The sequence below is a fragment of the Vibrio sp. 10N.222.52.C3 genome, assembly GCF_041474195.1.
GTDB lineage: Bacteria > Pseudomonadota > Gammaproteobacteria > Enterobacterales > Vibrionaceae > Vibrio > Vibrio crassostreae_C.
In genome coordinates this window covers 1-22567 of sequence record NZ_JBFRTQ010000040.1, presented here as the reverse complement: position 1 = coordinate 22567, position 22567 = coordinate 1, and the positions used below count along the sequence as shown (strand labels likewise).

The 22567-nt window shown below is 45.2% G+C and carries 20 protein-coding genes; 12 read left to right on the top strand and 8 right to left on the bottom strand.

The genetic code is table 11. The annotated features are described in order from the left end of the window. Positions 1-43: 43 nt before the first annotated feature. The 3 genes from AB4517_RS07850 to AB4517_RS07840 all read right to left on the bottom strand — a co-directional run bounded on the left by AB4517_RS07850 (position 44) and on the right by AB4517_RS07840 (position 2608). A complete protein-coding gene (locus AB4517_RS07850; protein WP_010432275.1) occupies positions 44-709 on the bottom strand; it encodes a response regulator in 666 nt (221 codons plus the stop codon). Next, positions 706-2076 carry an ATP-binding protein gene (locus AB4517_RS07845; protein ID WP_372133762.1) on the bottom strand — a complete coding sequence of 457 codons (1371 nt, stop codon included), beginning with the start codon at positions 2074-2076 and terminating at the stop codon, positions 706-708. The genes AB4517_RS07850 and AB4517_RS07845 overlap by 4 nt, the downstream gene beginning before the upstream one ends. 286 nt (positions 2077-2362) lie before the next feature. Further along, positions 2363-2608 carry a hypothetical protein gene (locus tag AB4517_RS07840; RefSeq protein WP_010432281.1) on the bottom strand — a complete coding sequence of 82 codons (246 nt, stop codon included), beginning with the start codon at positions 2606-2608 and terminating at the stop codon, positions 2363-2365. 301 nt (positions 2609-2909) lie between these two features. Between AB4517_RS07840 and AB4517_RS07835 the strand changes: the two genes are divergently transcribed. The 5 genes from AB4517_RS07835 to maiA all read left to right on the top strand — a co-directional run bounded on the left by AB4517_RS07835 (position 2910) and on the right by maiA (position 9410). After that, positions 2910-4958: a DUF3466 family protein gene (locus AB4517_RS07835; protein WP_372148153.1), complete on the top strand. Its 2049-nt coding sequence runs from the start codon at positions 2910-2912 to the stop codon at positions 4956-4958. 437 nt (positions 4959-5395) lie between these two features. Further along, positions 5396-6469, top strand: coding sequence for a 4-hydroxyphenylpyruvate dioxygenase (hppD, locus tag AB4517_RS07830; protein WP_372148152.1), 1074 nt, complete (start codon positions 5396-5398; stop codon positions 6467-6469). After that, positions 6462-7637, top strand: a complete 1176-nt coding sequence (locus tag AB4517_RS07825) for a homogentisate 1,2-dioxygenase (protein WP_372148151.1) — start codon at positions 6462-6464, stop codon at positions 7635-7637. Before hppD ends, AB4517_RS07825 begins: the two co-directional genes overlap by 8 nt. Before the next feature lie 9 nt (positions 7638-7646). After that, positions 7647-8684 carry a fumarylacetoacetate hydrolase family protein gene (locus AB4517_RS07820; protein ID WP_102332322.1) on the top strand — a complete coding sequence of 346 codons (1038 nt, stop codon included), beginning with the start codon at positions 7647-7649 and terminating at the stop codon, positions 8682-8684. Positions 8685-8705: 21 nt separating this feature from the next. Next, a complete protein-coding gene (maiA, locus tag AB4517_RS07815) occupies positions 8706-9410 on the top strand; it encodes a maleylacetoacetate isomerase (protein ID WP_372073613.1) in 705 nt (234 codons plus the stop codon). A gap of 253 nt (positions 9411-9663) precedes the next feature. Here the strand turns inward: maiA and AB4517_RS07810 are convergent, their stop codons facing one another. Genes AB4517_RS07810 through murQ form a run of 4 tightly spaced genes read right to left on the bottom strand, consistent with a single transcriptional unit; the run spans position 9664 to position 14968 of the window. Further along, positions 9664-10656, bottom strand: a complete 993-nt coding sequence (locus AB4517_RS07810) for an OmpG family monomeric porin (RefSeq protein ID WP_136982537.1) — start codon at positions 10654-10656, stop codon at positions 9664-9666. 21 nt (positions 10657-10677) lie between these two features. Further along, the gene (locus tag AB4517_RS07805; protein ID WP_372148154.1) at positions 10678-12573 is read right to left on the bottom strand and encodes a glycoside hydrolase family 3 protein; all 1896 of its coding nucleotides are present in this window, start codon (positions 12571-12573) and stop codon (positions 10678-10680) included. A 12-nt stretch (positions 12574-12585) separates the two neighbouring features. Further along, the gene (gene murP, locus AB4517_RS07800; RefSeq protein ID WP_017065117.1) at positions 12586-14037 is read right to left on the bottom strand and encodes a PTS N-acetylmuramic acid transporter subunit IIBC; all 1452 of its coding nucleotides are present in this window, start codon (positions 14035-14037) and stop codon (positions 12586-12588) included. A gap of 28 nt (positions 14038-14065) precedes the next feature. After that, complete coding sequence (gene murQ, locus AB4517_RS07795) at positions 14066-14968, bottom strand: N-acetylmuramic acid 6-phosphate etherase (RefSeq protein ID WP_371720760.1); 903 nt, start codon at positions 14966-14968, stop codon at positions 14066-14068. A 227-nt stretch (positions 14969-15195) separates the two neighbouring features. Between murQ and AB4517_RS07790 the strand changes: the two genes are divergently transcribed. Further along, a complete protein-coding gene (locus tag AB4517_RS07790; RefSeq protein ID WP_017065115.1) occupies positions 15196-16050 on the top strand; it encodes an SIS domain-containing protein in 855 nt (284 codons plus the stop codon). A gap of 47 nt (positions 16051-16097) precedes the next feature. Here the strand turns inward: AB4517_RS07790 and AB4517_RS07785 are convergent, their stop codons facing one another. Further along, positions 16098-18137 (bottom strand): acetoacetate--CoA ligase, encoded by a 2040-nt coding sequence (locus AB4517_RS07785; RefSeq protein WP_102332319.1) that lies wholly within the window; start codon positions 18135-18137, stop codon positions 16098-16100. Between the two features lie 199 nt (positions 18138-18336). On the opposite strand from AB4517_RS07785, the gene phhA reads away from it, so the two are divergent. The 6 genes from phhA (at position 18337) to AB4517_RS07755 (ending at position 22504) form a co-directional block, all read left to right on the top strand. Next, positions 18337-19131 (top strand): phenylalanine 4-monooxygenase, encoded by a 795-nt coding sequence (phhA, locus tag AB4517_RS07780; RefSeq protein WP_017065113.1) that lies wholly within the window; start codon positions 18337-18339, stop codon positions 19129-19131. Then, on the top strand, positions 19121-19459 hold the full coding sequence (locus AB4517_RS07775; RefSeq protein ID WP_017065112.1) for a 4a-hydroxytetrahydrobiopterin dehydratase: 339 nt from the start codon (positions 19121-19123) through the stop codon (positions 19457-19459). Before phhA ends, AB4517_RS07775 begins: the two co-directional genes overlap by 11 nt. A gap of 141 nt (positions 19460-19600) precedes the next feature. Continuing rightward, positions 19601-20701, top strand: coding sequence for a Fic family protein (locus AB4517_RS07770; protein WP_372148150.1), 1101 nt, complete (start codon positions 19601-19603; stop codon positions 20699-20701). 179 nt (positions 20702-20880) lie between these two features. Then, on the top strand, positions 20881-21231 hold the full coding sequence (locus AB4517_RS07765) for a hypothetical protein (protein ID WP_229647570.1): 351 nt from the start codon (positions 20881-20883) through the stop codon (positions 21229-21231). Between the two features lie 250 nt (positions 21232-21481). Beyond that, positions 21482-21691 (top strand): DUF3283 family protein, encoded by a 210-nt coding sequence (locus tag AB4517_RS07760; RefSeq protein WP_004732615.1) that lies wholly within the window; start codon positions 21482-21484, stop codon positions 21689-21691. 96 nt (positions 21692-21787) lie between these two features. Continuing rightward, entirely contained in the window at positions 21788-22504 is a 717-nt protein-coding gene (locus tag AB4517_RS07755; RefSeq protein ID WP_017057670.1) for a YebC/PmpR family DNA-binding transcriptional regulator, read from the top strand. Positions 22505-22567: the final 63 nt, after the last annotated feature.

Sequence of the window (22567 nt, the reverse complement as noted above, 5' to 3'; positions counted from 1 at the left end):
ACTTTACGGGGTCACTTCAATGAAAGCGGCTTTTTGATTCGTATTATTCTATTTCTAGTTTGTAACCTATCCCGTAAATGGATTTGATGTAGTCACATTTTTCATTTATCGAGACCATTTTTTTGCGTAAGTTTTTGATATGGCTATCGATAGTGCGATCACTGACCACTCTTCTATCGTCGTAGATTTTATCAATCAATTGATCGCGACTATAAATGCGGCCAACATTTTGATAAAGAAGGTGCAAAAGCCGAAACTCAGCTGGCGTTAAACTTAGCTTAATACCACATAGGACGGCGGTCATACTCAATTCATCAATATCAATGGCGTTCGTTGCTGACGTGGCTTGGGGCTTGTTGGAACGGCGCAAAATATTTTTCACCCTCACGACTACTTCTCTCGGGCTGTACGGCTTACATATATAATCATCTGCACCCAATTCAAGCCCAACGAGTCGATCGATCTCTTCGACCTTGGCTGTCGCCATAACCACTGGGATGTCACTGAACGTTCTCAGCTCTCGATAAATATCCAACCCGTCTCGATTGGGTAGCATGAGGTCGAGAATAATGAGTTTAGGCGATGCTTGCTTTACCCAGTCAATGACAAGGTTACCATCGATAATATGATGACTTTCAAGGCCAGAGTGCTCTAAGTACTCACACAGTACACTTGCTAATGCAGGCTCATCTTCGACGACTAAAATCACGATTTTATTTCCTTTGGTAACGCTATGATGATTCGTAGTCCACCCAATTCTGAGTGGTCGGCAGTAATGTGTCCTTGGTGCGCTTCAACGATATTTTTACAGATAGATAAGCCAAGCCCAGAACCGCCACTTGAGCGACTGCGCGATTTATCAACGCGGTAAAGCCTCTCAAACAAACGCGGAAGTGATGCATCAGGTACACCTGGATCACTGTCTTCAACGTTGATAATAATACTATCACTAATGTCGGTAACATCTATCGATACATGCCCATTATCGCTAGTGTATCGTGCGCTATTTTCCAACAGATTCACAAACAGTTGTGTCAGTAATCTCTCATCACACGAGGTAAACAGTGGGGCTGAATGGTCATAGTGCTTTGTTAATGTGATGTTTTTTTGTTCTAAACGGATCGAGTTTTGAACGATCACAGAATCAATCAGTTTATGTATATCAACGTTGTTTTTAACATTGAGGTTAAATCCGATGTCATACAGGGAGAGTTGGTGAAGATCCTCAACGAGTTGACCCAACGTGATGATTTGTTGATGTAACGAGTCGATGTATTTTGGCTCAGGAGATCGGATACCGTCTTGTAGCGCTTCTAGTTCACTTCTTAGCACGGTGATAGGCGTTCTAAGTTCATGTGAAATATCCGATAACCACTGTTCTCTAAGTGTTTTCTGTTTTCTTAGTGTTTCGACTACACCGTTGAATATTCCGATGAGATCGGACAATTCATCATTGCCGCTTTTTTCAATGTAGAAATCGAGATCGCCATTTTCGATAGATTTGGCACCTTTCGACAAAGCACGCAATGGTTTCAAAAATCGCCTAACAAGAAATAAAGCGATAAGGAATGAAAGCAACACGGTAATCGAAGCGATAGTGCTTACATGCGTCGTTTGTTGTTTGAAAAAGCTTTCTGCCAAAGGCCCTGATATTTCATCCATCTGGACGATGGAGATATACCCAATCACTTGATCATCCCGTGTTATTTCGACTAGTGCTTGATGCTGACCATCTTCAAGGTGATGTAGGTTTTCAGGAGGTCCAATTATAGCTCGCCCGTTTTGATCTAAAATGTTGAGTCGTTGCCAAATAGGTTGAAGATCTGGCGCTTCCGGCTCTCTTAATGGTGGTGGCGATGGGTGTCTGTCACGAGCATGTGGTCGTGAGGGGCCACCAATGCTGCTGGCGATTAAATGTGGTTCACGTTCTAGCCGCCTCCACTTTTCGGAAGGTGAGTAATATTGCTTTAAGTTATTGGCGAGTTCTTGAGCTAGGGCAATCTCATTATTATTTGTGAAATCTTGGAGCCCTCTTTGAAAACTGGAGTTAATAAAATAGGTCAGTACAAAGAGCATGGTCACGCATACCATTAGTATTGAAACAAACAGTTTAGTGAAAATTGATATGCGCACGTTCTCTCCAGAAGTTAAAGTGAATTAGGACAGTAAAATGAATTAAGACAAAAGTGAGTTAAACCAATATTAGTCACCAATCGTGTGGGAAATGTGGACATTGATTTCTTTATTCATCTTAGGCCATGTATAAGCATCTTTTTGTTAGAAACGAATAGCGAGCTGACAGGGTGCTATACCCCATCAGCTCGCATTGAATTATCACTATTTTTGGATAACCCTCTAACAATTATTGACGTCTTGGTGGTGGCGGCGGAACTTCCTCTTCCGATAGACCACCGCTTCCATCTGCGTCTAGTTTGTCAAAGTCATCGGCGAGTGGACCTCTGAGCTCTTCTAATTGTAACTCGCCATCACCGTTTGCATCCATTTCTTCAAAACTTGGCATTTCTCTTGGACCTTCACGGCTTTCAGCACACGCTTGAAGCGCGAATGTCGATGTCAGTAAAAGTAATGCTGTCGTGATTTTTTTCATAATTTAATTCCTATTCGTAACCAAATATAAGTGTATTTCTTTGACGCAAATAGGTTAGCGATCAAATTAGCAGAGAAAATGGATAAATCTAGGAGATGAAAGTTAGCGTTTAACTTTAATAGGGCATCAGTTCATCAGCCCATCAAGTCAGGTTGTTTAAACCTCCATTGTTTCTACATAGTTTCCACATTTTCTATTTTTATCCTAGTCCATTATTGAACTCATGAATTTAATGCCTTTAGCAATAAAGGCAGAAAGCTATCGTTGGTATTGAAATGGATTATTTTTTAGGAGCCGTAGAATGAAGGCAATGGTAAAAAAATCAGTCGTTGTCTCTTCTACGTTGTTGGTTGCTTCTTATAGTAACGCTGCTCTTTATAGGGTGGTTTTGGAGGAATCACCAGTAGAAACGGAATCGGTGTATGGGGTTGCAGTTGAACCAGAGCTTGGTACAACGGATTGCTTTAGTACCAGTTGTGGTGACACCGATTACGCATTCGCAGGGGAAGCTCAAAATGCAGAACCAGGTTTTTCCTTTAAAGAGGAGGTCCCCTTTGGTATCGATAACACGTTCTACTATTTGGATTATGACGATATCTATAGCTACTGCACGAGCGAACTTGGCTACGCGACTTGTGAAGCTTGGAGTTCTTTATTGTGGTATGGCGATGATGATGCGGGCATTGGAGGCTTGAAAAATGAGCGTGATGCGTATTACGGGCTGAGCTATCAGACCAATTCCACGGCTTTTTATGATTCTTCTTCGCTAAGCGAGATCCCAGATGTTGGCAGCAACCCACCTGATGTGAGCAGTTATAGTTATTCCTTTGTTGATGGAACAGAGGAGAAGGTCATCACTAAAGTTGACGAGAATGGTTTTGTTCTTGGTAACACCAGCAGTGGTTACTACAGTTATAACAACCAATATATTCACTTGTATAGGCAGCGTGGTTACTACGATACAGGCACTGAATTTACGGTTCTCCAACCTGAAGCCGATACCAGCATTACGATCAGCGATGCTGACGGCGAAGCGAATATAATATCCCAAATGGGAAGAACGATGGCTTTTGACTCTTTCAGTTATGGAGGGGAAAGCTATGTGGTCGGAAGCGCGTCCGTTGCGACTTTTTATTACAGTGATGGATACAAAGATTATGACTCTCCGTACACATCCGACAGTGATGCTGAGGATCTAGATAATTGTATCGATGAAGATATTGAGCCTGCTTTATATCCAGAGTGTCAGAACTTTGCTTTTGCTAATCGAGCTTTTGTCTGGAATATAACCGATGCGAATGGTCCCAATGATGATGGAAACCGTTTTGCAGTATCCGATTGGGAAACCAGTTCGACCTATTACTCTTACAACGATGATGAAGCTTCAGCACAAGCGAGTGTGAGGGCTGCAACGATTTCGTCTAGAGGGACCTATAGCTCTTATCCTGTTTTAGTTGGTTACAATACGGAACTAGATGATTCAGATAACTTTCTTATGCAGGCTGCTGTGTTTAGGCCAAGCAGTACGTCAAATTTCAGCGTTTCGGAAAATGCTTGGACGACTACATTTATCGCTAATGCGACGGTAGAAGTGAGTGATTCATACATTCACAGTAATTCTGTCGCAACAGACATTAATGAAAACATGATGGTTATTGGTTATGCAAAAAGAGATGGTGATTATCCGTCGGATCGTGTGTCTGATAATCGTATGTTCGTCGCTGATGCGAATGACACAACGCCAACAGCCACATTCTTCGCAAGTTTAGGTGAAGACATTTTCTTTGACAGTGCAGAGGGAAAAGCAAGTGAGATCAACAGCTACAATGAAATCGTTGGCTATGTTGACGCCGAAACTCACGCTGAAGTAGACGGACATGAAAGAAGGCATCGCGGCTTCATTTTCCCTTATAACGACACTGGTACCGATGCTGATAGACGTGCAAGATATAATGATCAAGCTTGGTGGTTAGACGACCTAACTAACGGTGGTGACGACAGTGATGCCAACAACCACTTTAGAATATTGGACGCAACCGACATTAATGACGCGGGTGTTATCTCAGGGACGGCAATACAATGTTTTGCGAGTGAAAGTAGCTCCTCTTCTATGGCTTATGATTCAACCGCACACTTTGCTTATTGTAATGATGGAGTAGGTGACGAGAGGGTGGTGGCTGTAAAACTTATCCCGATATCTGGAGCAACAAGTGAAGACATTGCTGAAAGAAGTGATGATAGCGCTGAAGATGTTGAACGTAGTGGTGCCGGTACCGGGCTATTGGTGCTTATCAGTTTAATGTCCGTGCTTTCAGTTCGCTTGAAAAAGTCTCGTTCTGTGATTGCCTAAATTGATGACGTGCTCACGAGAGAAACAACCTCTATTTGACCGTCAACCATTAAAGTAATGGGTTAGGTTTGATACTTCGTCCCATAAGAATACCGCTGGGATATGAAGCTTTTTAAAAGAGCATCACCTGTTTTGTGATGCTCTTTTTACGTTCAACATACACTTATCTCTTTCTGCTTTAGCCAAAAAAATCACTTGTAACAATTAAGTAACATCTCTTGCTTTGCTGTAAATCAAACCACCACTCTTCAATCCCTTGATAGCACTCACTTTCCTGTTGTGAGGGTTTGTGCGTAACAATTATTTTACAATTTGACGGGTTTTTAGCGTTATTGCCCATTTCCTTCGATGCATTCCAATCTTTCCGCTTGTGGGCCAAATTTAATTAAGGACAAAAAACACGTAATACAAAACCAATAGGTACAAGGAGAAAGTTCATGGTGGATACATACAACCCGCTTGGCACGGATGGATTCGAGTTTGTTGAATACACGGCCGTTGACCACAAGGGAATTGAGCAACTTAAAGCACTGTTTGTGTCACTTGGTTTTGCTGAGGTCGCCAAGCATCGCTCAAAAGAGGCTTGGCTGTATCGACAAGGTGACATCAACTTTATCGTCAATGAGCAGCCACACAGCCAAGCGGAAGCGTTCGCTAAAGTTCACGGCCCATCGGTGTGTGGCATGGCTTTTCGTGTTAACGATGCAACTGCGGCAATGACACAAGCTTTCAGCGGCGGTGGCGAAGAGTATAAAACAGAAATTGGACCGATGGAGCTGAGCATTCCTGCCATTTACGGCATCGGTGAAAGCCTGCTCTATTTTGTGGATCGTTATGGCAAGCAGAGCATCTATGACGTCGATTTCCGATTCTATGACGATGCGGAACAGCGCATGGCCGAAGCCAATGTTGGCTTGTATGAAATCGACCATCTCACGCACAACGTGAAACAAGGCAATATGGATGTTTGGTCTGGGTTTTATGAGCGCATCGGTAACTTCCGCGAGATTCGCTACTTCGACATTGAAGGCAAGCTGACAGGCCTTGTGAGCAGAGCTATGACCTCGCCATGTGGCAAAATCCGCATCCCTATCAATGAGTCTTCAGACGACAAATCACAAATCGAAGAGTTCATCCGCGAATACAACGGCGAAGGCATCCAACACATCGCGCTCGCAACGGATGACATCTACAAAACCGTGAAAACCCTGCGTGATCGCGGCATGGACTTTATGCCAACCCCAGATACCTATTACGAGAAAGTCGACGAGCGTGTGAAGGGCCACGGTGAAGACACCGATCTGCTGCGCGATTTACGGGTTCTGATTGATGGCGCGCCGACCAAAGACGGCATCTTGCTGCAAATTTTCACACAGACGGTAATTGGGCCTGTGTTCTTTGAAATCATTCAGCGTAAAGGCAACGAAGGCTTTGGTGAAGGTAACTTCAAGGCGCTGTTTGAATCGATTGAAGAGGACCAGATTCGTCGAGGAGTATTAGACGATGCATAAATGGATCTCGTTTCCTCATCGGGAGGGGGTGTGCTCTAAACAAGCGCACGCCGACTTCCCCGAAGAGGCAATTTATGAGCGAGAAGCGGGCCGAAGTGGATTCTTTGGCCCTGCCGCTCACTTTCATCACCAGCATGCCCCAACAGGTTGGTCGGAGTGGGAGGGTGATTTACGTCCTCGCGCTTTTGATTTTACGCTGGTGGAGAAAGCTAGCCAGATAACCCCTTGGGCGGTGCCTCATCTTTTGCACAATGCGGACTGCAAAATCCGTGTGTGGCGCATGGATGAGAAGATGGATTTCTTGGTGCGTAATTCTGACGGTGATGAGCTGCTGTTCATTCACCAAGGTAGGGCAGATCTCTATTGCGACTATGGTCATTTAGAGGTGAGTGAAGGGGATTACGTGATGATCCCGCGCTCAACCAATTGGCGCTTGGAGCCAAGTGAGCCGATGTTCATCTTGATGATTGAGAACACCGACGCGGCTTATTCCTTGCCTGAGAAGGGCATGGTCGGCAATCACGCGGTGTTTGATCCAGCGGTTCTTGAAATCCCGTCGATCAACGATCAATTCCGCGCTCAGTACTCCGAAGATCAAACCCAAGTTCAGGTGAAACGCCACGACAAAGTCAGTGTGATCACTTATCCGTTCAATCCTTTAGACGCGATTGGTTGGCATGGGGATTTGGCTGTGGTGAAAGTGAATTGGCGCGATATCAGACCGCTGATGTCACATCGTTACCACTTGCCACCGTCTGCGCATACGACCTTTGTTGGCGCAGGCTTTGTAGTGTGTACCTTTGTGCCACGCCCGATTGAGAGCGATCCAGGTGCGTTGAAAGTGCCGTTCTATCACAACAATGATGACTACGACGAAGTGCTGTTCTATCACGCAGGTGACTTCTTTAGCCGCGATAATATTGAAGCGGGTATGGTGACTTTCCACCCGGCGGGCTTCACTCATGGGCCTCATCCTAAAGCCTTTAAGGCTGGGCAAGCGCATAAGAAAAAGTTCACCGATGAAGTCGCGGTGATGATCGATACTCGCCATGCGCTGCAGTTCTCTGGTGAACTCGATAGCGTTGAGAACAAAGAATATGTCTACAGTTGGCAAGACACGGGTTTGCAAGAGACAGGTTCTCAAACCATGGCTGACGATAAGAAGTAAGGGACAAGGATGAAATTAGCAACCAAGAAAAATGGCACTCGCGACGGTCTATTGATGGTCGTAAGTAAAGATCTTAAACAATGTGTAGCTGCCACCGAAATTTTTCATGCGATGCATCTAGCGCCAACCATGCAGGTAGCATTGGATAACTGGGACAGCGTTGCACCTCAGTTAGAAGAGTTATACACCTCGTTAAACAACGGACATGTCACAGGCAGTGAAGTGTTTGCACCTCAGTATTGTGAATCGCCTCTTCCACGCGCTTATCAATGGGCAGACGGCAGCGCTTATGTAAACCACGTTGAACTGGTGCGTAAGGCTCGTGGTGCTGAAATGCCAGAAAGCTTCTGGGTTGATCCACTCATGTACCAAGGCGGCTCAGATGCGTTTATCGGGCCGCGTGACAATATTGAGTTTGCCAGCGACGAATGGGGTATTGATTTCGAGGGTGAAGTTGCGGTTGTTACCGGAGATGTGCCAATGGGAGCCAGCGCCAAGCAAGCGCATGATTCGATTCGTTTACTGATGTTGGTGAACGATGTGTCACTGCGTGGCTTGATTCCAGCAGAGCTCGCGAAAGGCTTTGGCTTTTTCCAGTCTAAGCCTTCTTCGGCGTTCTCCCCGGTCGCAGTCACACCTGACGAGCTTGGCGAACAGTGGAAAGGCAGCAAGGTACATTTACCGCTGATATCGACCTACAACGACCAGCCTTTTGGTTGTCCGAATGCCGGTATAGATATGACTTTCAATTTTGCAGAGTTGGTTGTGCATGCAGCTAAAACTCGACCATTATCGGCGGGCGCGATCATAGGTTCAGGCACGGTTTCTAATAAACAAGGCACTGACCATGGCACCTCGATTTCTGAAGGTGGTGTGGGATATTCATGTATTGCTGAAGTACGCATGATAGAGACGATTCGTGATGGTAAACCGTCGACTCAATTCATGTCGTTTGGTGACTCGATCAAGCTTGAGATGCTTGATGCGGCGGGTGATTCCATTTTTGGCGCGATAGACCAAAAAGTGAGCCAGTATCGAGCGCTATAATCCACGTAATAGGGTTTCAGTATGAGCGAGAGCATCGTGAACAAGAACATTATACTTTACGGTTACTGGCGCTCTTCGGCTGCCTATCGGGTGCGTATTGGATTAAACCTAAAGCAACTCAACTATGAGTCTAAATCGGTCCATTTGGTGCGTAATGGCGGCGAGCAGCATGATCCACAATATCGCGAACTCAATGCCAGTGAATTAGTGCCGGTGCTGGTGGATGGTGAAGTTCAACTCAATCAGTCGCTGACGATCTTGCAATACTTGGACGAAAACTATTTGTGTGAGAGCAGCCCAGACTCCTTGTTGATTCCAGAGCAAACACCATTGCGCTATCAAGCGTTGGCAATGGCTCAGGATATTGCGATAGAAATTCACCCTCTGAATAACCTGCGTGTGTTGCAGTATTTGGAGCGAGAGTTGTCGTGTGAGCAAGAGGCGAAAATAGACTGGCTTCACTATTGGATGAGCCAAGGTTTTTCGGCATTAGAAGAGAAGCTTTCTAAGCATCGTCAAACATACGCTGATTCAGTTTATAGCCTCACCGATTCACCATGCATTGTCGATATTTGCTTGGTGCCACAGGTGTATAATGCGCTGCGCTTTGGCGTTGATATGTCGCCTTATCCGCTGATTAACTCAATTGTCGAAGCGTGTAATCAGTTACCTGCTTTTATTGAGGCGATGCCAGAGAATCAAGCGGATGCGAATGATTCCATGTAGATTCACTGATGTAAACGCAAATACTTTTCCCTTACGCTACCAAAACCGTTTTTGGACTATTCTGTTCTAGCCTGATTGCTCATTTAGCAATATACGAATATCTTCACGTATTGGAAAGTCGCTTGATTGAGTGTGCAGTTTTATTGGTGCAGATTAGTATCAATGAAACGGGAGAAGTCATGATCATTAGTATACCAACCGGAGAACGCGCCTCCGGTTGGTATGTTGTTACATCGAAAATATAATCAAGCTGTTACCACTTATACTTCCAACCCGCTTGAGCTAGATAGAATTTCTGGCTGTTGTCTGAACCACTGGTTAGGCCCGCAGACTTAGACTCATCCCACTTGGTTTCTTCGTAAGCCATACCTACCCACAACGTTGATTTAGGGCTCAGTTTATAGTCGATATTCAAACCTAAACGCAGCCCGTCGTCTGTCTCATTGACGACGTTGTAGTTGTTTGACGCATCATAGATTTTCTCGTTGATGAAGTAGCGGAAATAAGGCATCACGCTCCATTTGTCATTAATTTTAGTTGGGAAGTACCCACGAATCTGGTTTTGTTCCCAGTTCTTGTTTTGGTCGTTATCCCAAGTCCAATCGGTGTATAGGTAGACTTTTGCTGTGAAACTATCACTGTGTTTATACGCAAAACCATGCTCCGCTTCCCACTCGTAATCGTTCTCTCCTACGAAGCGATCATAGTAGTAAAACGCATCCCAGTAAGAGAATGAGAGTTTATCGGTGATCTTAAACTCACCACTAGGCATTATCCAGTACAGGTTGTGGCTGCCACGAGCATCTGTTCCCGGTGCAGAGTCGTTAGATTCTTTTCGGTATGTAGCGTTCAGATTAAAGACCACATCATCGTTGCGAACTAAGTTACGAGTCGCACCAATCTGAGTACGGTTTCGTTGAAACGAGTTATCTGTGTTATTTAGATCCTCAGTGATCGAACGGCGCGCCACTTTATGTTCAAGAAAATAGCTCCATTTGGAGTTAGGGCTATTAATGAATAGCTGTGCGACTGGGGTGAGTTTGTCTATCACTGCATTGCCATCAGGGTCTCTGTGCCCTTCAAACTTTTCCATTTCCATGTAAATGTTCGACGCAACGTTCCACTCAGAGGTAAAGTTTTGGGTTAGCTCTTCCGTTTCAACTTTTACGGCGTTGTCTTCAGTCGCAAGCGCGAGACTAGGTAGAAGCAGTGCTAGTAGGGTAGCTCCAGACTTTTTATTTATCATTTTTATTATTCCTAGGACGAATTATTGGTAGTTCACTGAATGGCCGAATGGGTAAATAACGTCACCGTTGTCATTTTTTACATCTACTGGAAGAGTTCCTGTTGGTGCGTTCAGAGGCAGTCCCGTTTGAGGGTTTAAAAACAAGGTGCGAATACCAGAGCTAATGTTTGCTTCAAGTGAATTGCGGTCATTGTTGGTCACGTCGAACCCTGTGATACCGTAAATAGCGATGTTCGCTTGTACACCGTCTACATGGGCAATGTCGTAAGGATTACGCGTTGAAATCATCACCAGTTTTTTGCCTTCAGCGTTCGCGATATCTACGATTTTCTGAGCATTTGCCGCGTGGCCCATTAGGTTGTATGTCGACATGATAATCAGATCGGACTTTACAATGGTGCTACGAAGCTCATTTTCATTTAAGTTATCTTCCATTAATGCCGCTTTCTGCTCGCTAATGAACATTGGGTGATTACCTGTCTCTTGTTTCACAACGTTCAGGTACTTGGTTACAAGTGCATTGCGGCTATCTTCATCAGAAATAACTAGGATATTGCTGGCTTCACTTGGATCGACAGGCAATACATTATTTTGGTTTTCAATAAGCGTGATTGATGCATCAGCGACCTTTTTCTCTTCAAGTTTGTTCGCTTCAGAGCCTACTGAGTCGATGGCAAACTGTTTGTCTGTGGTTTGGTAAATCAGACCCATTTGAAGCTTTTTCTTTATAGCGCGAGTTGCGGCTTCTTTCATACGCTCAAGGAACTCTGGATTGGTTTCCATTTTGTCTTCTAGGTAGACAAATAGGCTTTCCAACTGTTTGATTTCATCTCGGTTGGTAATTTGAAGCGGCATCAAAGCAATATCAGCACCGGCGTAAAGTGAAGCGTGAACTGCGTAGTTGCGATCAAAGTTGTCAGCGATGGCCCCCATATCGAGCGCATCGGTCACAATTAGCCCATCAAAGCCAATTTTGTCACGTAAAACCCCAGTCAAAATAGGTTTGGAGAACGTTGCAGGGATTAGCATTTCTTTGTCACTTAAGGTCGCTTGGATCATAGTGTCATCCACGCTTGGTAGCGTCACGTGCGCTGACATTATGGAATCGGTACCGTGCTCAATCGCGTACTTAAATGGAGCGAGGTCGATCGCTTCCCACTCTTCTCGTGAGTAGCTGACTTCTGGTAAATCGTAGTGTGAATCGACGCTCACGTTGCCATGCCCAGGAAAGTGCTTCAGTGCACTGATCACGCCAGCTTCATGAATACCATCCATGTAGGCGGTAGACATTTCATTGATCACATCAACATTGCTGCTGTACGAGCGCACACCAATGATCGGGTTGTTCTGGTTCACATTGACATCAACCACAGGGCCGAAGTTGTAGTTAATGCCTAAAGCGGACAGCTCTGAGCCGTGAATCTTGCCAGCAACGTAAGCATTGTTCGCGTCACCAGAGGCAGCTAGCGCCATGTTTCCTGGCATCTCTGTGCCATTCTGCAATCGAGTGACGTAACCGCCTTCTTGGTCAGTCGCGATGAGAAGAGGTAGGTTACTGCTCGCCTCTTGCAAGGCATCAGTGAACTCGACGATTTGATTCGAATTCACTAGATTTTGGCGAAATAGAATTACACCGCCGATATGGTAGTCGGTGATCATCGAGCTTATGTCATGGTTAATTCGAGTTACAGGGATCTCTTCATCGGTGTATGGGTCTTTGCCCCACGAGCGAAAATCCATCATCAATGTTTGACCGATTAACTCTCTGTTATTCATCGTACTTACGACGCTTTCAGCGTATTTTTCTGGTTGTTGCTGGTACTGCTCTAGGTCTTGATTACTGAATTTATTCATGCCACTCGAACAACCCACAACAGACAATACTGCTGTACTCAAAATGATCTTATTCAATTTCATCACTGCTTTTACCTAAGTTAAATCAACGTTTTTGGAACCAAACATGTACGTAGCAAAGAAACCCACGACATACGAAATAAGAAGACCAATAACAAACACCGCCATCCCTGCAAAAATACCGCTGTTAGAAGTCATTAATGGCACAGCGACGATACCCGATGGGCCAAACACTGTATTTAAACCGACTGGCATCCCTAAGTAAGAGACCAATCCAATAAAGAACCCGCCTGCTGCACCGCCAATACAAGCGGTAACAAACGGTTTTACTCGTGGAAGTGTGACGCCGTAAATCAGCGGCTCACCTATACCCAACAAACCAGGCACAATAGCCCCTTTGACTTGAGTGCGAAGAAGAGAGTCTTTTTGGGCTTTGAAGTACAACGCCATTGACGCGCCGACCTGACCGCCACCCGCCATCGCCAAGATTGGGAACAGAGAGTTAAAGCCTTGCGCTTCCATAAGTGCAAAATAGACAGGAACAAACCCTTGGTGAATACCAAACACGACAGAGATAAGAAATAGGCCAGCCAGTAAAGCGGCACCAAATGGGTTGTCGTTTAAGTTAAGGAATAACCAAGACATGCCTTTGAACAATTCGCCACCAATCGGCATGATCAACAAGTAGGTGACCGCGCCCATAATGAGAAGCGTGACGACAGACGTTAGGATCATATCGAGGTCATCGGGCATGTATTTTCGAACCAGTTTCTCTACGTAAGCACCGGTGATTGCCGCGAGTAATACCCCAATGATGTTGCCACGTGGGTCGATAGAGAATCCGAAAAACTCATTCATCCCTGAGTAGACGCCGGACGTGGCGGTTGGGTCATATCCCAAGACGAACAGTGAAGCCAGAATCGCCCCGTTAACGCCAGAGCCGCCAAAGGCTTGCTGGGCGTTATAGCCAATCAGAATGCTCAAAAAGGCAAAAAGGCCGGTACCAAATACTTTCATGTAGGCAACAAGGTCTAACAGCGACTTGCTTGGTTCTTGATCGATAATGTAGGTCTGCTCAAGTAAGGTTGCAAAACCAAGCAACAGACCCGCCGCGATAAAGCCAGGGATTAAGGGGGTAAAGATGGTAGCGAACTTACTAAGAAATCGCTGTACTCCACTGGTTTGCTTGCTCTTCATTTGCTTTTTTTGTTCAGCCGCAACCGTAGACAAATCTTCCTCTGCATTAGTTTGTTTTACGGTCGCTTCAGGCTGCTCAAGCATCAAGCTGTTCATCAGCTCAGAAGCTTGTTGCGCTTTACCTGGCCCAAGAATGATCTGAAGTTGTTCGTCACTCTCTACCACACCCAGAACGCCTGGGGTTTTCTTGATGGTATCCAGAGACGCTTGATTGATGTCTACGAGGGCTAAACGTAAGCGGGTCATGCAGTTCCCACATTTACGAATGTTGCCACTGCCGCCAACGGCCAACAGTAAAGCTTCAATCATGGTAGGCGTTATTTTTGCCATTTGAATTACCTTTTATAACTGAATTTAATTATTCGTCGGCGAGTGCAGTTCGGATGAAACCACCGCTTTTATTGAGTCGTGCACAGGCTTCTTCGGCGCTGATGCCAGCCAAAATCATGAGAATTGCGGTTTTGCAGTTGTTATTACAAGCGTTAAGCGCATATTCAGCGTGTTTGCTGTCAACTCCGGTTGCTTCAATAACAATGTTGATTTGACGTTGGACGAGTTTGGCGTTGGTCGCCTCTACATCAACCATCAAATTTCCAAACACTTTCCCACTGCGGATCATGGCGCCGCTGGTCAACATATTGAGAACCAATTTCTGAGCGGTACCGGCCTTCATTCTTGATGACCCAGTCACCACTTCAGGGCCGACAACTGGAGTAATCGCAATGTCTTCGGAATTTGCCATTGGAGATCCGGGGTTACATGAAATTGACACAGTGGTCGCTCCGATGAATCGAGCATAGGTGAGGCCACCCAACACATATGGAGTTCGACCGCTCGCGGCTATTCCGACGACTACGTCTGACTCTGTTAGCGCCAACGATTTTAAATCTGCTTGTGCGAGCGCAGGATCATCTTCCGCGTTCTCTACAGCTTTTAAGATGGCTTGGTGCCCGCCAGCAATAACGCCAATGACTTGTTCAGGGCTCGTGCCATAAGTCGGTGGGCATTCGCTTGCATCTAAAATGCCTAAGCGCCCAGAAGTGCCAGCGCCGATGTAGATTAATCGGCCACCTTTTGCAAAAGCACTTGTGATCGCGTCAACAGCTTTTGCAATGTGAGGAAGGACTTCTTCTACGGCTAACGCAACACGTTGGTCTTCTTTGTTGATGACGGCTAGCATGTCAATTGTTGATAGCTTATCAATGTCTGCGCTTGCAGGATTGCGGCTCTCTGTAACCAAATGGTTCAAATCGATCTTCATTACTTGTTCTCTTACCCAATACAAACTGAGGGCGATACTAAAGAATAAAATATTCCGTTTGAGTGATAAATATCACAGTTAGAGTTATTCTGAAGTGGTGATTTAGGTGGAATAATTGTGATAAATTTATACTAAACCCCAGGCATTCCGACTTAAGTGGCGGTTTGAACTGAATATTCATTATTCTTCATTAGGAATATTTTATTCTAAAATAATCGAGGTGAAATGTGTCAGTCGTGAATAAAATTGTCAGCCGTCGTACTCAGCTCTCTGCCAATGCGAGAAAAATTGCGGATTGGATAACATCAAATGTGGAACAGGCAGCCTCATTGACAAGCCAAGAACTGGCGCAAGCGACCAACGTGAGTCAATCAAGTATCGTGAAATTTACGCAGCGAATTGGTTTTAAAGGCTACAGTGAATTCAAGTTAGCGCTGACGGAGGATATAGGTCGAAAGCACGCCATTCAAACCACCCCACTGCACAGTAATATTCTGGCCGATGACCCATTCAGCGTTATTTCTCAAAAGCTTGTGCAAGAAAAAACCGATGCGATGATCCAGACAACCAATGCGCTGTCACTTGATACCTGCACGGAAGCTATTCGACTGTTAGATGGTGCCAATAGAGTGCAAGTCGTGGGTATTGGAGGCTCAGCACTCACGGCAAAAGAGTTTAGCTTTAAATTGCTGAAATTAGGCATTACCGCTTTAGCAGAACAAGACAGTCACGTTCAGATAGCGATAGCCCGCACGCTTACCCCGCAAGATGTCCAAGTTGTTATTTCGTTTTCAGGGGAAAGAAAAGATGTGTTAATCGCCGCAGAAACAGCAAAGGAGCAAGGTGTTAAGGTCATCGCTCTTACCTCCGCTCGTAAAAGTAAACTTCGAAGCATCGCGGATTTATCCTTTGATACGATTGCTGATGAAAGCCAATACCGAAGTTCATCGATAGCATCCCGAACAGCTCAAAACATTATTACTGATTTGCTGTTCATTGCATTAGTGAAGCAAAGAGATGAATCAGCAAGACAGCTTATTGATGACATCAACTCAGATATTCGTCAGGTTTCGCATAGATAACTGGTTACTTTACTTTCTTCTAGCTTGGATTTTTTGAGATAGGAACACTAAAGCGAAACAACACTCTTTATCTCTTCCAAAACCTCGGCGTTAGCGATAGCCCCGAGGTTTTCTACATTTTTGCCATTGATCACCTGTTTCACAGCCAACTCCACCAGTTTGCCAGATCGTGTTTTTGGCACATCGCTGATCGCAAATATCTGGCTTGGCACGTGCCTTGGCGAGCAGGATGATTTGAGTTTGCTTTTGATGGCTGTCAGTAACTTTTCATCTAAACTCACACCTTGCTGCAGCTGAACAAACAGCCATACCTGTTCATTGCGGTCGATGTTTTTACCGACTGCTATCGAATCGATGATGCCGTCAATGGTGTTCACTTGCTGATAGATTTCGGCCGTACCAATTCGCACGCCACCGGGGTTGAGTGTGGTGTCGCCTCGCCCGTAGAACAGGTAGCCGCCATGTTCGCTCTGTGCGACTTCATCACCGTGATGCCACACATTGTCGAACCTATCCCAATAGGTGCTGTGATAGCGCTCTCCGGTGTCATTCCAAAAGCCAGCGGGGAAGTTGGGTAGGGAGTTGGTGCATACTAATTCGCCACGTTCGTGATCGACCTTTTGACCAGACGAATTGAACACCTTGATGTCGACGCCGAGCCCGGCCTGTTGGCACTCACCGCGATACACAGGCGAGATTGGGTTACCCAAAACAAAGCAGCCACAAATATCCGTGCCGCCAGAAATCGACGCTAAATGCAGGTCTTGCTTGATGTGCTTGTAAACGTAATCGAACTGCTCTGGGTAAAGCACAGAACCCGTCGAGCACAGTGTTCTTAATTGAGGCAGAGAGTGGCTGTCGATTGGTGAGAGTTCGGCTTTCTCAATCGCTTCTATGTACTTGGCTGAGGTGCCAAATGTCGATACGTCAGCACGCTGCGCTAAATCCCATAGAACGTTAGGTTGCGGGTAAACCGGGCTACCATCAAAGATAACCAAACAAGCACCGCTGGCGAGCGCAGATACGTGCCAGTTCCACATCATCCAACCACAAGTGGTGTAGTAGAACACGCGATCTCTTGGTTTAATATCGCAATGAAGCTGATGCTCTTTTAGGTGGTTGATGGTAGTGCCACCGACAGAATGCACTATACATTTGGGTTTGCCTGTGGTGCCGGAAGAGTAGAGTACAAACAACGGTTCATTGAAGCCGACACGAGTAAATCGAAGAGGTTTTGTCTGATAGTGATTAATGATGCTGTGCCAGCTTAGAATCGACACATCATGTTCAACTTTTTTCTTCTCTAAATCGCTCTTCTCTAAGTCATTACTCGGTTTCAAATAACCGATCTCACACACCTGTTTTAATTCGTTTAAGTGTTCGATGATTTCACGGTTCTTGCCCGCCATATCGAACGTTTTGCCATTGAAGGTGTAACCGTCACAGGTGAACAGCACCTTAGGTTTCACCTGTCCGAATCGCTCAATCACACTCTCTACTCCAAAATCAGGCGAGGTCGATGTCCAAATCGCGCCTAAGCTGGTGGCGGCTAGCATGGCTATCACGGTTTGTGGCAGATAGGGAGTATACGCAGCAACTATATCACCTTGTTTCACTCCGCTATCGACAAGCCATTGCTGAACACTAGAGACAGCTTCACACAGGGTTTCCCATGTATAACTCTGTTGTTCGCCACGTTCATTCTCAAACCAAATCGCAAGCTCATCAGGCATGGTGTGTGCCAAACGCAGCAAGTTCTCGGCGTAGTTTACTTGTGCATTGGGAAACCAAACCGCATCACGGTTCGATTTAGGCTGCTGCCAGCGGCTCCCACCTTGAGCTTTGATGGTCTCGCTTTCTGCCTTGTTAATAGAGTCTTGTGAGCCGACTACTCCACAAAACTGCCATACGTTTTGCCAAAATGATTCCGGATGTTCCACAGACCATTGATGGAGTTCGGTGTAGCTTTTTACGTCCCTATCTAGGTTTAACCCAGACTGTTCAAGGCTATCGATAAATCGGGTTAAGTTGGCATCGGCGATACGCTGCTCGCTTGGCTGCCAAATGGGCTTATTGCTTTCGTGCATTCCTTTACCTTTAACAAAAAGTTAACGTTTTCAGTCTGGTATTTAGGTTTTACAAAGTCAAAAGTTCAGCAAAATAAGCGCTTGGTGGAATTGTGTAAATAAAATGTTACACGATCGCTTGTTTCGAAAAATCGCGCAAATTGGCGCTTATAAGGAGTGGAGATAGGCTTAAAGTGAGACATTCGAAAGGAGGAGTGTAATGACTCAATATCATTCTAAGCCCGTGAGCCAAGAGGGATGGGTTGAGTGGAGCCTCGAAGAAGACGCTATTTGGCACGACTTAGTGAAAAGGCAACTGGACGTGATTAATGACCGCGCATGCGATGCTTATTTGCACGGTTTGACCTTGCTGGATCTACCATTAGACAGAGTTCCCCAGCTGCCAGAGATAAATAAAGTGCTAATGGAAACAACCGGTTGGCAAGTTCAGCCTGTGCCTGCATTGATCGATTTCGACCGATTCTTTGATTTGCTCGCCAATAAGAAATTCCCAGTTGCGACATTTCTGAGAACGCGAGACGAGTTCGATTACTTACAAGAACCTGATTTCTTTCATGAAATTTTCGGCCATTGTGCCATGCTCACTAATGCCGATTTCGCGGCTTTCACTGAGCATTATGGAAAACTAGGCCAAGCCGCCACATCTAAACAGCGCGCTTATCTTGCCCGTTTGTATTGGTTTACGGTTGAGTTCGGTTTAGTAAAAGAAGGCCAACAACTGAAAATCTATGGCGGTGGCATTCTTTCGTCTCCAGCGGAAACTATGTATGCGTTGGGAGGGGATTTGGCCGTTCGCGAGCGGTTCGATCTGCAAACGGTTTTAAGAACGCCTTATCGTATCGACATCATGCAGCCGAAATATTACGTGATCGACGAGCTATCTGAGCTCTTTAAAATCAGTCAGGAAAACCTATTACAGCAAGCTGATCTCGCCATCGATGCGGGGTTACTACCACCACTTTTTGAACCCAAGGAACCAACACATGTTGAATGAACAAAAATGCGAAGCCTGCAGTATCGACGCGATTGCCCTAAGTGAAGATGAACAACAATCTTTACTGTTGGAGTTGTCAGACTGGCAGATCATCGAAAGAGACGGCATCCCGCAGCTTGAGAAGGTGTTCAAGTTTAAGAACTACAAGCAAGCATGGGCATTCAGCAACATAGTGTCAGAACTGGCAGAAGAAGAGTTCCACCATCCTTCGATCTTATTGGAGTGGGGCAAAGTCACCGTCACTTGGTGGAGCCACTCAATCAAAGGCCTGCACAAAAATGACTTCATCTGCGCCTCACGCTGCGATGTGTTCGCGGTGAGTGAATAGTTTTGTAGGTTAGGAGTTACTCTTGCAACCTCTGTGATGCGATTAACTCATTATTCGGCTCATAATGTGAGTTGAATAATGGCCTTAAACAGCTCATAGTATGAGTTGAATAAGTGATACTTTCGCATCATGGGGTGTAATATGTGGATTTGGCAGCAAGATAATTGGCCAAACTTTGTTTGGGATAATCAGAAAATAGGCGTGAGGTTAAGAGAAGTACGGCTTAATCAGGGCATTCTATTGGGCAAGATTACCTCACAGTCGGCAGATCAATCCCAAACCATGCTCGACACCTTATTAGCGAACATAGTCCATTCCAGTGCGATTGAGGGAGAAAAGCTTAATGCTTTCTCGGTCCGGTCTTCTTTAGCCAATAAACTCGGTGTCAGTGAAGATCGACCTTTTCCAACGACAGAACAAACCGATGGCCTAGCTGAAATTATGTTGGATGCGGTGCAGAACCTAACAGAGCCACTAGCGCTTGATAGGATCTTACATTGGCACGATAGACTGTTTCCTCAAGGCTACACCATGTTTAACCCTGTAGTTGGAGGTCAGCTACGAGGTGACGCTCCGATGCAAGTGGTATCAGGAAGAATTGACCGCCCAACCGTGCACTTTGAAGCGCCTAGCCGAGACATTCTTGATGCTGAGCTAGATACATTTATCAAATGGTTTAATGATTCACTTACCGACGCCACACTCGATCCTCTATTGCGAGCCGCAATCACTCACCTTTGGTTTATCAACTTACACCCGTTAGATGATGGTAATGGTCGTATTACTCGATTGTTGACCGACTTGGCGTTAGCACAGGCCGAGCAGCAGTCGGTACGCTTCTATGCGATGTCGGTGGGAATTCTCGCTAACCGCAAGCATTACTACGAGATATTGGAGCGAACCCAGAAAGGGGGACTCGATATTAGCGAATGGTTGATGTGGTTCTTAGATACGTTAGACGAGACGTTTACAGGGGTTTTCGCTGAGGTCGACCAAACTGTATATAAGACCAACTATTGGCGCAGCATCGACCAAACCAAGCTTACAGCAGAGCAAGTAAAAGTGCTGAATAGGATGCTCGATGGTGATTTTTCAGAAGGTATCAATGCCAGCCAATATCAGAAAGTAGCAAAGGTGAGTAGTGCCACAGCAACACGTCATTTGAACGCTTTGATTGAGCATGGCTGCTTAGTTAAATCTGGTTCTGGTGGTAGAAGCACGCGCTATCTGTTGCCGGAATAGGGTCTATGCCTTTGATGTATCTCAGGGTAAGTTTGACCTAGCTATTAGCGACCACATCCCCCTGCTCTGCTTTCAATTTAGAGTATCAAAAACTCATAAATCTCAAAAGAATAATGTTATGCAACTGCAGTTCTATATTGGTATTATGATACTTTGATAAGCGTGATGAATCGAGTTAAATGATGCAGTTAGATGAGTATATTAAAGAGACGTTAGTACAGATAGTAAAAGGCGTGAATGATGCTGCTCAAGAGGTTTCTTCGTTAGGTGGCACTGTTAATCCTCATGCAACGTTTATTGATGTTGGTTTTGATGTACACCCTGAAAAGCCACCAAAGCAAACTATTAAATTTGATATAGCAATCCAAGTAAAAGAAAGCACTGATGTTGATGCTAGCGCAAAAGCCAAATTATCAGTTTTCTCTATCGGAGGCGGTATTAAAAACTTAGATGAATCAAACATTGCTCATAGAGTCACTTTTGAAGTTCCTTTAGACCTCCCTTGCCAAGCTTTTACTAATATAGAGTAAGCGTGTTAGTTATGCTGCTGCTTTTCTCGAAATGCAGCAGCATTGGCCATACAAAGATAACATTTACCCCTCTACTTTTTATCTTGTAACGGCTCTTTAGCCAAACGCACTTTCCCAAACTAGCTTGACCTGCATCAGCGACTTGCTGCTTTCTCGTCCTACAACCCCCACTATTGCTCATAGTATTGGTTTTATGAGGCTGCTCTATGATATATTTCTCGGCCAAGCGTATTACAGACGAAGGCTAATAATGTCTATCAACCTTTCACTCCTTCCACCCAGTGAGAAAAATAAAATCGAACTGGATAAGCAAGCATCGTTTCTTGTATGGAAACTGAAGCAAGCGAAATGTGGCCCTGAAGCCATTGTTGAAGAAGCAATGAAGCTAGGTGACCCAGAAGAAAAGGCTTGGTTTGATCAGTCTGTAGAAAAATACAAACGGGTAATGGGTGTCGCATAAACGCAGACAAACCTTGCCCAGCAGTGCTGTAGAATTGAAATGACACAGTAATTTGCTAGAATTTGCACCGTTAATTGAATCAGAGAGAAGATCCCGATGGGAAGAAGTTTTGAAGTGCGCAAGGCCTCAATGGCGAAAACTGCAGGCGCAAAAATTAAAGTTTATTCTAAATACGGTAAAGAGATTTACGTACTGGCTAAGAACGGCAGCTCTGACCCAGACATGAACCTACCTCTTAAGCACCTGATTGCTAAAGCGAAGAAAGACCAAGTACCAGCTCACGTTATCGACAAAGCGATCGATAAAGCGAACGGCGGCGGCGGTGAAGACTTCCAACCAGCTCGTTACGAAGGTTTTGGCCCAGGTGGCACAAGCGTAATCGTTGACTGTCTAACTGACAACGGCAACCGTACTTTCCAAGACGTTCGCCAATGTTTCGTTAAGACTGGTGCGAAAATCGGTGTTGAAGGTACTGTTTCTCACATGTTCGCTCACCAAGCTGTATTCCAGTTTAAAGGCGAAGACGACGAGATCATCCTAGAAACGCTAATGATGGAAGACGTAGACGTGACTGACGTTGAGCTAGAAGACGGTGTTATCACTGTATTCGCTCCAACGACTGAGTTCTTCAAAACGAAGACTGCACTAAACACTGCGTTCCCAGAGCTAACGCTAGACGTTGAGGAAATCACTTTCGTTCCTCAAACAACTACGCCAGTAGCTGAAGAAGATTCTGAGAAGTTCCAGAAGTTCTTAGACATGCTTGACGACTGTGATGACGTTCAGCAGGTTTACCACAACGCTGAGCTGTAATCTTTACAGTAACAACAGTTATTAAAAAACCGAGCCTAGTGCTCTAATGCCGATCAGTTAAAG